The sequence below is a fragment of the Mycolicibacterium gilvum genome (assembly GCF_900454025.1).
Lineage (GTDB): Bacteria > Actinomycetota > Actinomycetes > Mycobacteriales > Mycobacteriaceae > Mycobacterium > Mycobacterium gilvum.
Genome location: NZ_UGQM01000001.1, coordinates 4,106,090 through 4,121,355 on the forward strand (window position 1 = coordinate 4,106,090; position 15,266 = coordinate 4,121,355).

The window sequence follows — 15,266 nt, forward strand, 5'->3', positions numbered from 1 at the left end:
TGGGCGGCGCCGGTTACCTGGTCCGCACGACGAGACTAGTCCCGCGTCAGCTTCCGGTGGGTGACCCTGTGCGGACGCGCTGCATCTGCGCCGAGTCGTTCGATCTTGTTCTCCTCGTAGCCACCGAAGTTGCCCTCGAACCAGAACCACTTGGCCTCGTTGTCGCTGTCGCCCTCCCACGCGAGGATGTGCGTGCAGGTGCGATCGAGGAACCAGCGGTCGTGGCTGATGACCACCGCACAGCCGGGGAAGTTCTGCAGCGCGTTCTCCAGCGAGCTCAGCGTCTCGACGTCGAGGTCGTTGGTGGGCTCGTCGAGCAGGATCAGGTTGCCGCCCTCTTTGAGGGTGAGCGCGAGGTTCAGCCGGTTGCGCTCGCCGCCGGAGAGCACGCCGGCCGGCTTCTGCTGATCGGGGCCCTTGAAGCCGAACGCCGACACGTAGGCGCGCGACGGCACCTCGTTCTGGCCGACCTCGATGAAGTCCAGCCCGTCGGAGACGACCTCCCAGACCGTCTTCTTCGGATCGATTCCGCCGCGCGTCTGGTCGACGTAGCTCAGCTTGACGGTCTCGCCGACCTTGACGGTGCCGCTGTCGGGCTCCTCAAGTCCGACGATGGTTTTGAACAGCGTGGTCTTGCCGACACCGTTGGGTCCGATGACGCCGACGATGCCGTTGCGCGGCAATGTGAACGACAGGTCCTTGATCAGCAGCCTGCCGTCGAAGCCCTTGTCGAGGTGTTCGACCTCGACCACCACGTTGCCCAGGCGGGGGCCGACGGGGATCTGGATCTCCTCGAAGTCGAGCTTGCGCGTCTTCTCGGCTTCGGCGGCCATCTCCTCGTAGCGCTGCAGGCGGGCCTTGTTCTTGGCCTGGCGCGCTTTGGCGCCGGAACGGACCCATTCGAGCTCGTCCTTGAGTCGCTTCTGCAGCTTCGCGTCCTTGCGGCCGGTGACGGCGATGCGCTCGGCCTTCTTCTCCAGGTACGTGGAGTAGTTGCCCTCATAGGGGTAGGCACGACCGCGGTCGAGCTCGAGGATCCACTCGGCGACGTTGTCGAGGAAGTAACGGTCGTGGGTGACGGCCAGGATCGCGCCCTTGTACTCGGCGAGATGCTGTTCGAGCCACAACACGCTCTCGGCGTCGAGGTGGTTGGTGGGTTCGTCGAGCAGCAGCAGGTCGGGCTTGGAGAGCAGCAGCTTGCACAGCGCGACGCGGCGCTTCTCGCCGCCGGACAGGTGGGTGACGGGCTCGTCGGGCGGCGGGCAGCGCAACGCGTCCATCGCCTGTTCGAGCTGGCTGTCGATGTCCCAGGCGTCTGCGGCGTCGAGCTCCTCCTGGAGCTTGCCCATCTCGTCCATCAGCTCGTCGGTGTAATCGGTCGCCATCAACTCCGCGACCTCGTTGTACCGGTTGAGCTTGCCCTTGATGGCCACGCCGTCCTCGACGTTCTCCCGGACGGTCTTGGTCTCGTCGAGTTGGGGCTCCTGCATGAGGATCCCGACCGTGGCGCCGGGCTGCAGGAACGCGTCGCCGTTGTTGGGCTGATCCAGCCCGGCCATGATCCGCAAGACGCTCGACTTACCGGCCCCGTTGGGACCGACGACGCCGATCTTCGCGCCCGGAAGGAAGTTCAGCGTGACGTCGTCAAGGATGACCTTGTCGCCGTGCGCCTTGCGGACCTTCCGCATCGTGTAGATGAATTCGGCCATAGCCTCGATGTCGCCTTTCTCGATCCCTGTTACTTGTCTCCCGGGATCACGTCGGACCTCCGCGATGGTTGGGGCCCATCCTAGGCGCGGCGATATCGGAGGCGATGGCCCCTACGCGCTCAGGGACAGCGCCTCGTCGTCACGCTCTGCGCTCGGGGTCTCGACGGCGTCCTCGGCGTCCTCGGCATCCGCGGTGTCCCGCCCGTCCGCCTCGTCGCGGGGCTCGGCCACCGCGGGCCTGGAATGCCTGCGGCTCTCCATGCGCACGATGCACCGCGCCAGATCGGGCCCCACGGAGGTCGCCCTGATCTCCAGCGAGGACCGGCGGTTGCCGTCGCGATCCTCGTATTCGTTGGTGTACACGTTTCCAACGACGATCACCGGGTCTCCCTTCCCGAGGCCCGCGCCCACGCCGGTGATCAGGTTTCCCCAGCAGTTCACGGTCGCGTAGAGCGAGTTGCCCGGCTCCCAGGTGCCCTCCGCGGTGCGCCGCCGCGAGTTGCTGGCAACCCGGAACTTGATCAGTTCCTGGTCGCCGACCCAGCGGCGGTCGGGTGCGGTGATGATGTTGCCGACGATCGTGATCGGTGTCTCGAACATGGCGGTGCCTTCCTGTTTTCGGCTACCGGCCGGACGACGTGTCCGGCCCGTGTTGACACCGCCATTGAGCGCCTCGTCACCGACACCGAATGCCACGACGACCGCAACAGGGCCGCGACTGTGGATGAACTCGGGTTTGGGGATGAACTCCGGGTTGAGGACGACATGCGGGCCGGCCATCGCGTCGATGTGCTGCATCGGGTTGCGAGGCCGGCCCGTGCCCCGACGCTAACACAACGTCTGAATATGTGAACAGCTGAAAATATGACCGCCCCGGACGGTCAGCCCCTTTCCCGTTCCCGGCGTGCGAGTTCGGCGAGCATGTTGTTGTAGGCGGCCAGATCGGCGTCGTCGTCGCGGTCGGCGGCGCGGTCGAGGCGCCTGGCGGTGCGGTCGTCGGTGCGACGCCACTGGATGAACAACGCGATCAGCACCACGACGAGCGGGACCTCGCCTGCCGCCCAGGCGATCCCACCGCCCACCCGCTGATCGGCGAGCAGGTCGGTGTGCCAGGGCAGCTGCAGTGAGCGATAGAAGCTCTCGGCGAGAACCGACTGCGTCCCCATCAGCACCACCCCGAAGAAGGCGTGCAGCGGCAGCGAGGCGAAGACCATCCCGAGCTTCGCCAGATGCGGTATCGGCCGGGGCGTCGGGTCGACCCCGATGACGACCCAGTAGAACAGGTATCCGCTCAGCAGGAAGTGGACGTTCATCGCGACGTGGGCGGCGTGACTGCCCGCCGCCGCGTCGAACAGGCCGCTGAAGTACAGGCCGTAGAACCCGACGACGAACAGCCCCGTCGCGACGAACGGGTTGGTCAGGAACTGGGAGACCCGCGAGTGCAGCGCGGCGAGAAGCCACTCGCGCGGCCCGGGTGCGCCGGTGCGCCCCGCCACCGGCAACGCCCTCAGCGCCAGGGTCACCGGCGCGCCGAGCACCAGCAGGATCGGCGCCAGCATCGACAGCATCATGTGCGCGATCATGTGGATGCTGAACATCGCCGGCATGTAGCGGCCGAAGCCCGACGACGTGGCCAGCAGCAGCACGAGGCAGCCGAGCAGCCACGCCACCACCCGTCCGGTCGGCCACGCGTCGCCGCGGCGCCGCAGGCGGCGCACCCCGGCCAGATACACGAGCGCCAGAACGATCGCCGCAGTGCCCAGCACCAGGTCGAAACGCCAGTCGGACAGCAGCCTGCCCAGTGTCGGCGGTCCGTCGAGGTCGTACCCGATCTCGACGGCGGGTATGGACAGGTTCGGGTTCAGCGGAGGCGGCGGCGGGGTGCGGCCCAGCGCGACGGCGACGCCGAACGTGAGACCGAAGACCGCCGCCTCGACGAGCGCGAGACGGATCAGCGGGCCGCGCGCCCGCGGATCGGCCTGCAGCGCCGCCACACCCCGGCGCCGCTGCTGCCAGCCGAGGACGCCCAGCGCGACAAGGGCCGCGATCTTGGCCAGCAGCAGCGTGCCGTAGGTCGTGGTCACCAGGTCGGAGGGGCGGACCCGGACCAGCGCGTTGATGGTGCCGCTGAGCGCCATCGCCACGAAACACCACAGCGCGACCGCCGAGAACCGACGGGCGGCCAGCGCGGCATGGTCGTCGCCGTCGTCTGAGCCGCGCTGGGCGTGCACCAGAAGGGCGAGCAGGCCGCCGGCCCACAGCGCGCCGGCGAGCATGTGCGCGGTCAGGCTGTTCGTCGCGATGTCGTGCGCGCCGCCCGACGACGAATGCCCGCTCAGCGCGATCGGCAGCAGCGTGATCAGCGAGCCGGCGAGCAGCACCGGCGTCCAGGACCACCGCAGCACCGGGATGCTCACCACGGTGACCAGCGCCGCGAACAGCGCCGTCCACCGCCACGCCCCGGCGATGTCGATCAGGTCGGCCACCGACCAGATGTCGGCGGGGCTCATGCGCGTCGACAGCGGTTGGCCGCTGACGTCGGACACCGTCAGCGGCACCATCAGCACCGCACACACCGTCCAGATCCCCGACGCGGCGGTGCCCATCCGCAGCGCCCGGTAGCCCGCGGCGTCGAGCACCTGGTTGTGCTGCGGCGGCACCATGAACGCCGCGAAGAGGAAACCCCCGACGGCGACGACGGCTGCGATCTCGCCGGCTGCCCGCACGAACGGCAACCCGTAGCTCGTCACCGGTCCCGGATCGGGCAGACCGGTCGCGGTCAGCGCGTCCGCCAGCGACAGTGCCGCCAGTGCCACGGCGGTGACACCGGCGAGCGCGGCGACCCCGTAGAGCACCGCCCACGCCGGGGCGCGGCGGACACCGCTGCGCACGTGCGGGGCCGTGGACGTCATGTCCCCCAGGGTATGACCTCGGCGAAGGCGATCTACGACACAGGGTCGTTGCGCAGTTCCCGCCTGCTGCGTTCACGAGCGAAGAACTGCCTGCGCGCGCACCGGTCGACGGTGTTCATGTCTCTGAGGATGCCGCGCAACTCGGCGCGGAAAGCCTTTCGGCGCTCGGGCAGGTCGGCGGCGGGTTCGAGCAGATGCTGGTCGGCCGCCACCTGGCGGGCGGTGACGAAGAGCAACGCCGACACCGACTCGGTGCTCTGCACCCGTCCCTGCGCGACGTACTGCTGCCCGAGCCCTAGCGCTTTGGCCGTCAGATCCTTCTCCGAGATCTCGGCGGGCGCATCGATCAGAGCGTCGGCGACGATCTGGTACGCCTCGAAGAACGGCCGCAGCAACGGTCCGGCGATCGCGGGGCGCTTCTCCCTCAGCAGGGCGTCTAGCTGGTCACCGCCCGCCGCGACGTCACTCTCCCACTGCGGGTGCCACGACATCTCCTCGCGGACGTGCTCGCGGTAGGCCGCCGAATCGGCGAAATAGAACTCGAACTTCAGCAGATCGCGCAGCCGCATCACCTGACTCCAGAACGCATCCACCCGGTCGGTGTCGGTCCGCGCCGCGTAGGCGAGCGCCAGCTCGACCAGGGACGTCTCCAGGAACGCGTCGATCAACGAGTTCCGGTAGAAGGCCGCCTGCAGCTCGTCCTGCGGCGCGATATTCCACACTGGGACGCGGCCGCTGTCGGTGCGCGTCACGGGAAGACCTCCGGACAGGGCGTCGAGCGCAGCCCGCACCCCGTCGGGGGTGCGCAACCGCAACGCACTGTTGGTCATCGGAACCTGCTTGCGCTCAAGGTAATCCAATGAATCCTGCAGCGTGTGGTGCAGCTGGTCGAGAGTGAGCGCGATCCCGCGAGTGCTGAGCAGCAGTCCCGACACCAGCGCCGTGGCGTTGACCGGGGTGACCTGGAGGATGCGCCACGCGACCTCGAAGGCCATCTTCTGCATCGCCAGGCGTTTCGCCGGCTCGTTCGTGGTCATCTCCCCGTGCGGCTCGCCGAGGTACTCACGCATCGACACGGCGTCGGGAAAACGGACGTAGATCTTGCCGTAGTTACGCTCGCCCTGCGCCCTGATGTAATTCACCAACCAGGACAGCCCCTCGGGAGTCTTCTCCCCACCTCTGGCGTAGCGGGCGTACTCGGCGGTCTCGTGCAACTGGTCGAAGCTGATGGACACCGGCTGAAGCAGGATGTCGTCACTGCGCCCGTCCAGGTAGGCGTCGGCGACGTAGGAGAGCAGGCCGAGCTTGGGCGGCAACATCTTTCCGGTACGCGACCGCGTTCCCTCGATCGCCCAGGACAGATTGAACCGCTTTTCCACGATGTAGCCGACGAACTGGCGCAGCACGAACTTGTACAGCGGATCGTCGAGTTTGCGACGCAGGAAGATGACACCGGAGCGTCGCATCAGCGGGCCCATGAACCCGAACGACAGATTCACCCCGGCGAAGGTGTGCACAGGCGGTAAACGATTCTCCTGCATCGCGACCGGGACGATCACACCGTCGAGATACGACCTGTGGGAGAACAGCAGCACCGCCGGGTGCGCCTCCAGCGCATGCCGCATCTGTTCGATCTCGGCGCGGTCGTAGTCGATGTTCGGGTCGAACCCGCGACTGAAGATGGCGCGCCCCAACGACGGGATCAGGTCCACCGAGAACCGGCTCCAGCCGGTGCCGAGTTCGTCGAGCATCTCACCGGCCTGCTCCATCGTCGCGCCGGGGATGTTCTTCAGACCTTCCCGGAACCGCGCCGACGCCAGGACCTCGGGCTTGATCAGCTGGGGCGACTTGTACTCGGGCCCGAGCAGCCGCAGCTCCACGCGCTCGATGGCCAGGATCGCCCGGCGGATCACGAATCGGGCGAATTCCCGGGGGTTTTCGGCCACCGTGGTCTCGCGCCACCGCTCGCGCAGTTCGAAGACCGTCGCCGGATCGCCGGCGACGACGCGCGCGCGGGAGGGGTCGCGCTTGAGGATGCTGTGCTGCAGAGCCTTGGGGGGACGGTAGGTGTCGCGACCGGACAGCAGCGCGACGACCTTGGACCGGGTCGGCAGCCCGCCGGGCACCCAGAACACGCGGACCGGGACGACGGAACGGGTTTCGTCGGCCTCCAGGAGTTCGACCAGCCGCGCGAGCACCGCCGGTGTGGGGTCGTCGTCGGCGGGCAGTTTGAGGACTTCGATCCTCGACTCGGGATGTGCCCGCCGCTGCGTCGCGAGCCAGTCGCTGAGCATCTCCTCCTCGGCGGGCGAGGAGACCGACGCCAGCACCAGCGTGTCGTCGACGGCGGTGTAGGCGGCGATGTCGTCGGCGCGGATCTTCACGACGTCCCCTCGCGGCTGTCGGCCGGTTTCTCCGCCGGCTCAGGCGGATCCGCGTCGGGCCTGTCGGACACCTTCGACGACGCCCGTGTCGCTTTCGTCTTCGGTTGCGCCTTTTTGGCGGTCTTCGGTTGCGCCTTCTTGGCGGTCTTCGTCGCGGTCTTCGTCGCGGTCTTCGTCGGGGTCTTCTTCGCAGCGGCTTTGCGCGGGGTCCGCTTCTTCGCGGGCCGGGACCGCGTGTACAGGTCGGGCAGCTTCAGCTCGTCGTGCGGCCAGTCGGCGAGGGTGTCGAGGTAGAGCTGCCGGATCTCCTCGATGCGGGACGGGAGATCCTCCTGCGTCCAGTCGTCCACCGGAATCGGCGGGTAGACCACGACATCGACCAGGCCGGGGTTGAACGTACTGGAGTCGCGGGCCGCGATCACCTCGGCGTTGCGGATGACGATCGGCACGATCGGAATGTTCACCGACATCGCGATCCGGAACGGCCCCTTCTTGAACTCCCCGACCTCGGTGGTGTCGAGGCGGGTGCCCTCCGGTGCGATGAGGATCGAAAGACCTTTGCGTGCAAGCTCTTCAACCTTTTTGAGACCTTCCACCGCCTTCTTCGGATCGTCGCGGTCGATGAACGCGGCATCGAGGATCTTGCCGATCGTGCCGACGATCGGGTCGTTCTCGAGCTCCTTCTTGCCCACCGTGGTGAAGTCTTCGTTGATCAACCGGCCCGCGATCAGCGGATCGGCCTGGTTGCGGTGGTTGAAGATGAACACGGCGGGCCGCTGCGCGGTCAGGTTCTCCCGACCCAGCACCTGCAGGTTGATCCCGATCGTGTCCAGCAGGGTCCGACCGAACATCGAGGTGAAAAAGTTCACCCCGGTGCGCTTGTTGCGTGTCAACAAGCCGAGGCCCAACGCCCCCGCGGCGATCGGCACCATCGACGCGATACCGACCGCGGTGCGCACCTGCGACGCGGGGCTGGCACCGCTGCGGCTGCTGAACTTCAGGATCGGCCAACCACGCTTGGCCGCGACCGCGGCCATCTTGCCCGCCGGATTGGTGGGCCGCGGGTTGCCGACGAGATACATCAGGGCGACATCCTCGTCGCCGTCGGCGTAGAAATAGCTCCTCGACAGGTCGATGCCGTTGACGGACGCGAATTCCTGTACCGCACGGGCTTTTCCGGGTCCCCAGATGATTGGGCGCTGCACCTCGCCGGTGATGAGGCCGTCGTCGTCGATCTCGAACTTGTTGCTCAGCACGTTGTCGATGCCCAGGAATCGGGCGACGGGCTCGACCTGGACCGTCAGCGCCGACGAACTGAGGACGACGGTGTGGCCGCGGTTCATGTGCGCGCGGACGATCTCGCGCATCTCCGGATAGATCCTGCCGACGATCTTCTGCACGAACAGCCTCTCGGCGAGTTCGTCGACGTCGTCGAGCGAGTTGCCGCGCAGCATCCGCGCGCCCTTGCCGATGAGGTCCTCGAACTCGGAACGGCCGAGTTGGTGGTTCAGCCCGGCCTGCACCATGCCGATGAACTCGCCCACCGACATCTGTCTGCGCCGCAACCGATCCTGCGTCATCACCACGCCGGTGAACCCCGCCACCAGGGTTCCGTCGAGGTCGAAGAACGCGCCGATTTGCGCCCCCGCCGGGCTCGCCTGTATCTCGGCGACCGAGCCGGGAAGACGCATCTGCCGGTTGACCGGAATCTCCGATGTCACTGCGGGCCACTCCCGTTCCGTTCGATACTGCTCATTTTTCCTGTGCTCCGACCCGGCTGAACGTCGCCGGCACCGCGCGACCGTCCCCGCCGAGAGCGAGGACTTCGTCGAAGCCGTCCAACAGGCATTGCGCGAGAAGACCGGGATCGGTGATCGAGGCCCGGTCGTAGCGGGTACTGATGGTGCAATACCCCGAGCGCGAGATCAGGACGACCATCATCGCGACACCGGGCAGGGGCCCGAGACCGTACTGGCGCAACACCTTCGCACCGGCGATGAAGGTATCGCCGGCGTAGACGGGCACATTGCTGGCCTGCACATCGGAGTTGACGATCGATCCCGCCATCGTCTCCAGCACGCTGTCGGGAAGCAGGCTGACGAGCGGGGCGATCGCACCGACCACGTCGAGGGCCCGCTCGTCGCGCTTGCTCCTCATCTGCGCGCGAATCTCCTTGATACGCATCGCGGGGTCCGACAGTCCGACGGGTGCGGCGAGGTTGACCCCCACGAAGCGGTTGCCCCCCGCAGGGTCGGCATCCGACCTGAGATTGACCGGGACGGCCATCGGCAGCGTGTCGACGGGCACCCCCATGGACTCGTGGTAGAGCCGCAGCGCACCGCAGAGCCCGGCCAGGTAGGCGTCGTTGATCGAGCCTTCGGCGGCCTTCGACGCGCGGTGCAGGTCACTGAATTCGATGTCGATGGCCTCGCTGCGCGACGACAGGCTTCGCCGCCGCAGGATCGGCGACGGGTCGGCGACCGGACCGACCACGCGCACACCGGACCTCGCGTAATCGAAGACGCTGCCGAGCCGCTCGACCGGGTCGCGAACGACGTGGCCCACGGCCTGCGCGGCACCGGCGACCGCCCCGACCACCCCGCCGACGATCGTGCCGGGCAGGCGGTTGAGCCCACTGCGCATCAGGTCGTTGGGCGACAGGTCGGTCGGCACCGGCATCGGCGGCACGGGTTGCGGCGGCGGCTCCCGCTCGAAGTCGTACAAATTGGCGAACATCTCGACGCCGCCGACCCCGTCGGTGACGGCATGGCTGAGATGCACCATCAGTGCTGCCCGGCCGTCCTGCACACCCTCGATCAGGGTCGCGGTCCACAGCGGCCGGGAGATGTCGAGCGGTGACTGCGCGGCGATCTCGGCGAAATCCATCACCTGACGCAGCGTCCCCGGCTCGGGAACGCGGACCCGGCGCAAATGGAAATCGAGGTTGAAATCCGGATCGACGACCCAGCGGGGTGCGGCGGTGGGCAGCGTCGGCGTGACGACCTTCTGGCGCAGCCGGAGCACCTTGCGCGACGCATGTTCGAAGCGGGTGCGAAACGTGTCCCAGTCGGGCGTGGTGTCGAGCAGTTCGATGGTCATGATGCCCGAGCGGGTGCGGGGGTTGGCCTCGCCGCGATGCAGGATCTGATCCAGTGGACTGAGTTCCTCCGGGAGTCCGGCGGCGTCCAGACCCGACGAGCTGCTCATCCACCACACGCTAGTCGGCGGTTGCGGGACAGGGAGTGGCTTTACGCGCCGTCACCGGCCCGGCTCCGACACCTCGGGCGATACACTCCTAGCCGTTGCCTCCGTAGCTCAGTGGATAGAGCAACCGCCTTCTAAGCGGTCGGTCGCAGGTTCGATCCCTGCCGGGGGCGCTTTTTCGTGGTCAGGCGACCGTCACCAGGTCGCCGGCCACAGTGGGACGGTAGCTCTGCGGTGCGGCCCCGTCGGCGGTGATCGTCTCGAAGGCGTCGGGCGCCCACGCCCACATGAACGCGCCGAGTGGCACTGCCAGTCCCCTGCCGCCCGACACCCCCGGATCGTTGATGTAGACCCTGCCGTTGTGGGTGTCCACCGCGATCACCACCACGCCGTGATTGGCATTGACGCGATCGGCTCCGGGGCTGCCCTCTTTTTCGGTAGCGTCCCAGATGGTTTGGTTGTTCACGCCGGTGATGACGCCGTGTCCCTCGAAGAGCAGCTTGCTCACGACATCGAGGGCGTCCAGACCGTCGTAATAGGTGGCGTCCTCGTCGTCGCTGGGGAAGTACCGCAGATCGGCGGCATTGCCCCGCAGCTTCAGCAGGGCCGCGGCATCTGCGGGCAGGACACCGTCTTCGCTACCTTCGCCGAGGTACATCATCTTCGATGGATCGACGACGCTCGGGGTACGTTTGGCCTGCTCGACGATCGCCTCTTCGAGCGCGCGGGTCGGTATCTGCCCCGTGAACTGTCCCTCGATCATCAGGATCGACATCAGCAGGCAGTTGTCGGCGTGGTTCTGCTCGGCCCAGTACTTCTTGTTGGAGAGATTGCCGTAGAAGCCGGTTCCGCGGATGCTGACCTTGAGCTCCTCGTTCTCGGAGTCGTCGGAGTCGTCGGAGTCGCCGGAGTCGGCATCCACCATTCGCGCGGTGACGCTGAACACCGAGTCGACGGTGTCGCGCTGGGACAGGCCGAGGCCGATCGCGATGTTGTGCATCACGAGCTGGATCACTCCGAACAGCCCCGGCCGGCGGGCCTCGGCACCGTTGTCGGCGACGATCACGAACGAATCCCTGGTGTCCTTGTCGAACTCCGAAGGATCGAACGTGTACGTGTAGGTGCCGGCCTCCGGGTCGATGGTCAGCGTGCCCATGGTCGGCGCCTGCTTGATGAGATAGTTCAGCGTGAGCCCGTTGTTGCTCTGGCCGTTGAGTTTTCCGGTGAAGACGCCGGGGGCCACCTCGATGTTGTCGGTGGGCGACAAGGTCGGCGCCTTGTTGAAGAAGGTGTACCTGACGTCGCGGACGAGCGTGTCCCACCACGATTCGGTGGGTTCGGACGCCGTGGCGGTGGCCGCCGACTCCCGATCGGTCGCGGCCGGCCCTGCGCGCGGCGTCGCTTCGCCTGTTTCGACCGATGGGGTCGGAGCGTCGGGTTCCTCGACGACCTCGGGGGCTTCGGGAGCCTCGGCGGGTGTGCTGGACCTGTCCTCGACGACCGTGATCGGTTCGGTCGCTCCGTCGGTCTCGCCGGCCTGCTCCTCCGGTGCCGCGTCGTCAACGGGCACGCTGGATTCGTTGTCCTCCGACCCGGGATCGGACGCGTCGGCGTCCCCGCCGACAGACGTCGGCCTCGACGACGACTTCTCGGACGGCTTACCGGAGGTGCGCGTGTCGGACGTACTGGCGCCGGCCGACTGATCCGCACCCGCGGCGCCGGTATCGGCAGCGGCTACGGATGCGCCGCTCAGCAACGCGATGGCGAGACCGAGGGTCAGCGCCCACGCCGTCAGCAAAGTGGAGACATCGCGGTGGTGTCGTCGTTGCGGTGCCCTACCGGGTGCCAATTCGACTGCCGCGCTGCGCAGGTTGAACGACGCTCTGTCCACTCTGACCCCCGACGTCCCGTTCGGCAGCGGTGCCGACCCGTGTCAGGGACAAATTAACTCAGCTGCAGCAAAGCAGCCGCGGTTTCCCGCGAAATTCTCTTGCGGGCGTCAGCGCCCGCGACCGTCGGCGAAATCCTGCTCGAGAAATTCCAGAAGCACCGCGTTGAATTCGTCGGCGTGACTCATCGGGATGCCGTGCGGACCACCGGCGATGACGTGCAGCCGTCCGTCCGGGAGCAGTTCGTAGGTCCGCTTGCCCGACCCTTCGAACGGCACGGTGGCGTCGCTGTCACCGTGGATGACCAGGCTGGGAACGGTGACCTTCGGCAGGTCCTCGCGGAAATCGGTGCCGCCGAACGCGGCCATGCATGCCAGCGTTGCGGGCTTGTCTGCGTCACCGCACATCGAAAGCGCCTCCTGACGCTCCTGCTCGGTCACCTGCAGCTCACCATCGGCCGAGAACACATCGGTCATGAACTGCTCGAAGAACGCGTCCTGGTCGGTGGTGAGCGACGCCGCCATCCTGGCCGCTTCGAGCTTGCCCAGCGGCCCTTCGGGGTTGTCCTTGCGCGCCGACATGAACGGCGTGACCGACGAGGCGAACACGACGCTGCGGATCCGTTCGACGCCCTTGCGCGCGCAGTACGCGGCCACTTCGCCCCCGCCCATCGAGAACCCCACCAGGGTCACGTCGGTGAGGTCCAGTTCTTCGAGAACCGCGGACAGGTCATCGGACAGGCTCTCGTAGGTGTAACCGATCAACGGCTTGTCGCTGCGACCGAATCCGCGTCGGTCGTAGGTGATCACCCGGTATCCGGCATCTCGCAGCGCGTCGACCTGGTGAGCCCAGGAATCGCTGTGCAACGGCCAACCGTGGATCAGAACGACGGGCCGAGCGTCCCCGCCGGAGTCGTCGACGTGCAGATCGGTGCTGCGCAGTGGTCCTCGGTAGGCGGTGATCATGGTCATGGACGTCGTTTTCCTTTCGGCCTGACGTCCGTTTCTGTACCCACCCTGTGAACGATCACTACCTGGCTGTGCGGTTGATCACGGGTTCCAGTCCGTCGAGCACTCGCGCCAGGCCGAAGCGGTAGGCGTGGTCCGCGTCGTAGGCAGAGCCGAACGCCTGGCCGGCTGCCGCCCCGATACGCGCTGCGAGCGGGAACTTTTCGTCGTCGAAGACCTCGGCCAGCAGCGGCCCGGCGCGATCCCACCACGCCTGGTCGCTGACGCCGCTGTCGCGTCGCGCCTCGCGGGCATCGCCGGCGATACGCGCCACCGAGGTCACGAACCCGAGAACGTAGGTCAGCGCCGAGTCCATATCCAGATCGCTGAGGCCAAGCCCATCGAAGGCGCGCAGTTCGTGGTCGTATTTGGCGGCTGTGCCCGGCCCCAGGGGCGGACGCGTGGTGGCGAGCTGGGTCACCCACGGGTGCTCGTCGAGCAGCGCGCGGTTCTCGTCGGCGATCGCCGTGACCCGGTGCCGCCACGGGAGCCCGGACAGGTCGCCGCGGGACATCTGCCCGTAGACGTTGTCGAGCATCAGGTCGAGCAGCTCGGCTTTGCCGGGCACATAGGTGTAGATCGCCATCGGCGCGAGGCCCAGGACGCCCGCGACCGCGCGGATCGTGACTGCCGACAAACCCTGGGTGTCGGCGATGCCGACCGCGGCGGCCACGACGGCGTCGACGGAGGTGCGCTGCTTGGGACCCCGACCGGAGCGGGCCTCTGCCGGAACGCGCCACAACAGTTCGAGAGTGCGCACCGGATCGCCCGCGCTGCTGCGCGCGGATCCCGAACCAGGATTGTCCATCCGACCGATCGTAGCTGGTGGAAGGCTCGTCATAATCGCGTACACTGTACGGTGTACGCAGTACGTAGATAAAGGAGATGCGCAGTGACCCCACCCACCCACGACGGGTTCGAGCCGTCGAGCAGCGACGTCGCGGCGGTCTTGGCCTGGTTCGAGCACTACGACGCGCTCGCGGTCGCCAAGGACGTCGACGCAATGGCAGACCAGGCGATGTTCCCGCTGAACGAGGTCACCGACGGATACGCCGCGTCGTGCGACCGGGAGAAGTTCGTCGCACAGATGACCGAACAACTCGGCCAGCCAGGCGACGTCTCGATGGACTCGGTGCGCACGCCACACTTCGTCAACGAGAACCTGGTCTTCGTGATCACCGATGCGACCATCACGGCGGCCGGGCAGAGCCACCGGGTCCGCTACGGCGACCTGCTGGTCAAGACCGGCGGGGAATGGCGCTTCCAGACCATGGTCCAGGGCGGCTGGGGCGAGTTCTGAGCCCGTCCCTCGGCGATTCGGGTGTCGTTGGTCAACGCAGTGTTGACCAACGACACCGAAGTCCCGCCGTAGTCTGGCCGGGATGGCCATCGACGACGACGATCCGGTCCAGCGACGCCTGGCCGTGCGACCCGATTCCGGGTACGTCTACCGCACCGCGTGGCGGGTCGCGACCGGTGACATCGGCAGCGATCTGAACCTGCGCCTCGACGGCGTCGCCCGCTATATCCAGGAGGTCGGCGCCGAGAACCTCGTCGACGCCGGTGAGGCCGAGGCACATCCGCACTGGCTGGTGCAGCGCACGGTGATCGACGTGATCGAACCGATCGAGTTCCCCAACGAGGTCGCGTTCAGCCGCTGGTGCTCGGGTCTGTCGACCCGCTGGTGCACGATGCGCGTCGACCTCGTCGGCAGCGACGGCGGGCGCATCGAGACGGAGGGGTTCTGGATCGCGATGAATGCGAAAACCCTGACGCCGCAACGGGCCACCGACTCCCTCATCGAGCGGTTCTCCACCACGACCACCGAGCATCGCCTGAAATGGCGTCCGTGGCTGAAGAATCCGGCCGACGCCACCGAGTCGATGCCGTTCGCGCTGCGCCGCACCGACATCGACCTTTTCGAGCACGTCACCAACACCGCCTACTGGCACGCGATCCACGAGGTGATCGCCCGCGTTCCCGATGTCTGCGCGCCGCCCTACCGGGCGGTCATCGAGTACCGCAAGCCGATCAAGTTCGGCGAGGACGTCGTCATCACCTGGCGCCGCGACGGCGACGCACCGCATGTCGACATCGCGCTGACCGTGGACGGCGAGGTGCGGGCCGCGGCCCTGCTGCGCACCCTCTCGCTAGGCTGAGC

11 protein-coding genes and 1 tRNA gene are annotated in these 15,266 nt (G+C 67.3%); 3 read left to right on the forward strand and 9 right to left on the reverse strand.

The window, feature by feature from the left end; all coding sequences use genetic code 11:
* Positions 1-35: 35 nt before the first annotated feature.
* The 6 genes from ettA to DYE23_RS19135 all read right to left on the reverse strand — a co-directional run bounded on the left by ettA (position 36) and on the right by DYE23_RS19135 (position 10,212).
* Positions 36-1,709, reverse strand: a complete 1,674-nt coding sequence (ettA, locus tag DYE23_RS19110; RefSeq protein ID WP_011893448.1) for an energy-dependent translational throttle protein EttA — start codon at positions 1,707-1,709, stop codon at positions 36-38.
* A gap of 111 nt (positions 1,710-1,820) precedes the next feature.
* Entirely contained in the window at positions 1,821-2,309 is a 489-nt protein-coding gene (locus DYE23_RS19115; RefSeq protein ID WP_099962711.1) for a single-stranded DNA-binding protein, read from the reverse strand.
* Positions 2,310-2,590: 281 nt separating this feature from the next.
* A complete protein-coding gene (locus DYE23_RS19120) occupies positions 2,591-4,621 on the reverse strand; it encodes a bifunctional copper resistance protein CopD/cytochrome c oxidase assembly protein (RefSeq protein ID WP_115327898.1) in 2,031 nt (676 codons plus the stop codon).
* Between the two features lie 32 nt (positions 4,622-4,653).
* Positions 4,654-7,005 carry a glycerol-3-phosphate 1-O-acyltransferase gene (locus DYE23_RS19125; RefSeq protein ID WP_013471323.1) on the reverse strand — a complete coding sequence of 784 codons (2,352 nt, stop codon included), beginning with the start codon at positions 7,003-7,005 and terminating at the stop codon, positions 4,654-4,656.
* A complete protein-coding gene (locus tag DYE23_RS19130) occupies positions 7,002-8,696 on the reverse strand; it encodes an HAD-IB family hydrolase/lysophospholipid acyltransferase family protein (RefSeq protein WP_172527934.1) in 1,695 nt (564 codons plus the stop codon). Before DYE23_RS19130 ends, DYE23_RS19125 begins: the two co-directional genes overlap by 4 nt.
* Positions 8,697-8,757: 61 nt before the next feature.
* Positions 8,758-10,212, reverse strand: a complete 1,455-nt coding sequence (locus DYE23_RS19135) for a wax ester/triacylglycerol synthase family O-acyltransferase (protein WP_115327900.1) — start codon at positions 10,210-10,212, stop codon at positions 8,758-8,760.
* Positions 10,213-10,309: 97 nt separating this feature from the next.
* Between DYE23_RS19135 and DYE23_RS19140 the strand changes: the two genes are divergently transcribed.
* Positions 10,310-10,382 (forward strand) — tRNA-Arg (locus DYE23_RS19140).
* 11 nt (positions 10,383-10,393) lie between these two features.
* Here the strand turns inward: DYE23_RS19140 and DYE23_RS19145 are convergent.
* The 3 genes from DYE23_RS19145 to DYE23_RS19155 all read right to left on the reverse strand — a co-directional run bounded on the left by DYE23_RS19145 (position 10,394) and on the right by DYE23_RS19155 (position 13,913).
* Positions 10,394-12,100, reverse strand: a complete 1,707-nt coding sequence (locus DYE23_RS19145) for a hypothetical protein (RefSeq protein WP_115327901.1) — start codon at positions 12,098-12,100, stop codon at positions 10,394-10,396.
* Between the two features lie 108 nt (positions 12,101-12,208).
* Positions 12,209-13,069: an alpha/beta fold hydrolase gene (locus DYE23_RS19150; protein WP_115327902.1), complete on the reverse strand. Its 861-nt coding sequence runs from the start codon at positions 13,067-13,069 to the stop codon at positions 12,209-12,211.
* A 58-nt stretch (positions 13,070-13,127) separates the two neighbouring features.
* Positions 13,128-13,913: a TetR/AcrR family transcriptional regulator gene (locus tag DYE23_RS19155; RefSeq protein ID WP_115327903.1), complete on the reverse strand. Its 786-nt coding sequence runs from the start codon at positions 13,911-13,913 to the stop codon at positions 13,128-13,130.
* 84 nt (positions 13,914-13,997) lie between these two features.
* Here DYE23_RS19155 and DYE23_RS19160 point away from each other — a divergent pair, with 84 nt between their 5' ends.
* Positions 13,998-14,405, forward strand: a complete 408-nt coding sequence (locus DYE23_RS19160; protein WP_013471318.1) for a hypothetical protein — start codon at positions 13,998-14,000, stop codon at positions 14,403-14,405.
* An 88-nt stretch (positions 14,406-14,493) separates the two neighbouring features.
* The gene (locus DYE23_RS19165; RefSeq protein WP_372516288.1) at positions 14,494-15,264 is read left to right on the forward strand and encodes an acyl-[acyl-carrier-protein] thioesterase; all 771 of its coding nucleotides are present in this window, start codon (positions 14,494-14,496) and stop codon (positions 15,262-15,264) included.
* Positions 15,265-15,266 lie beyond the last annotated feature (2 nt).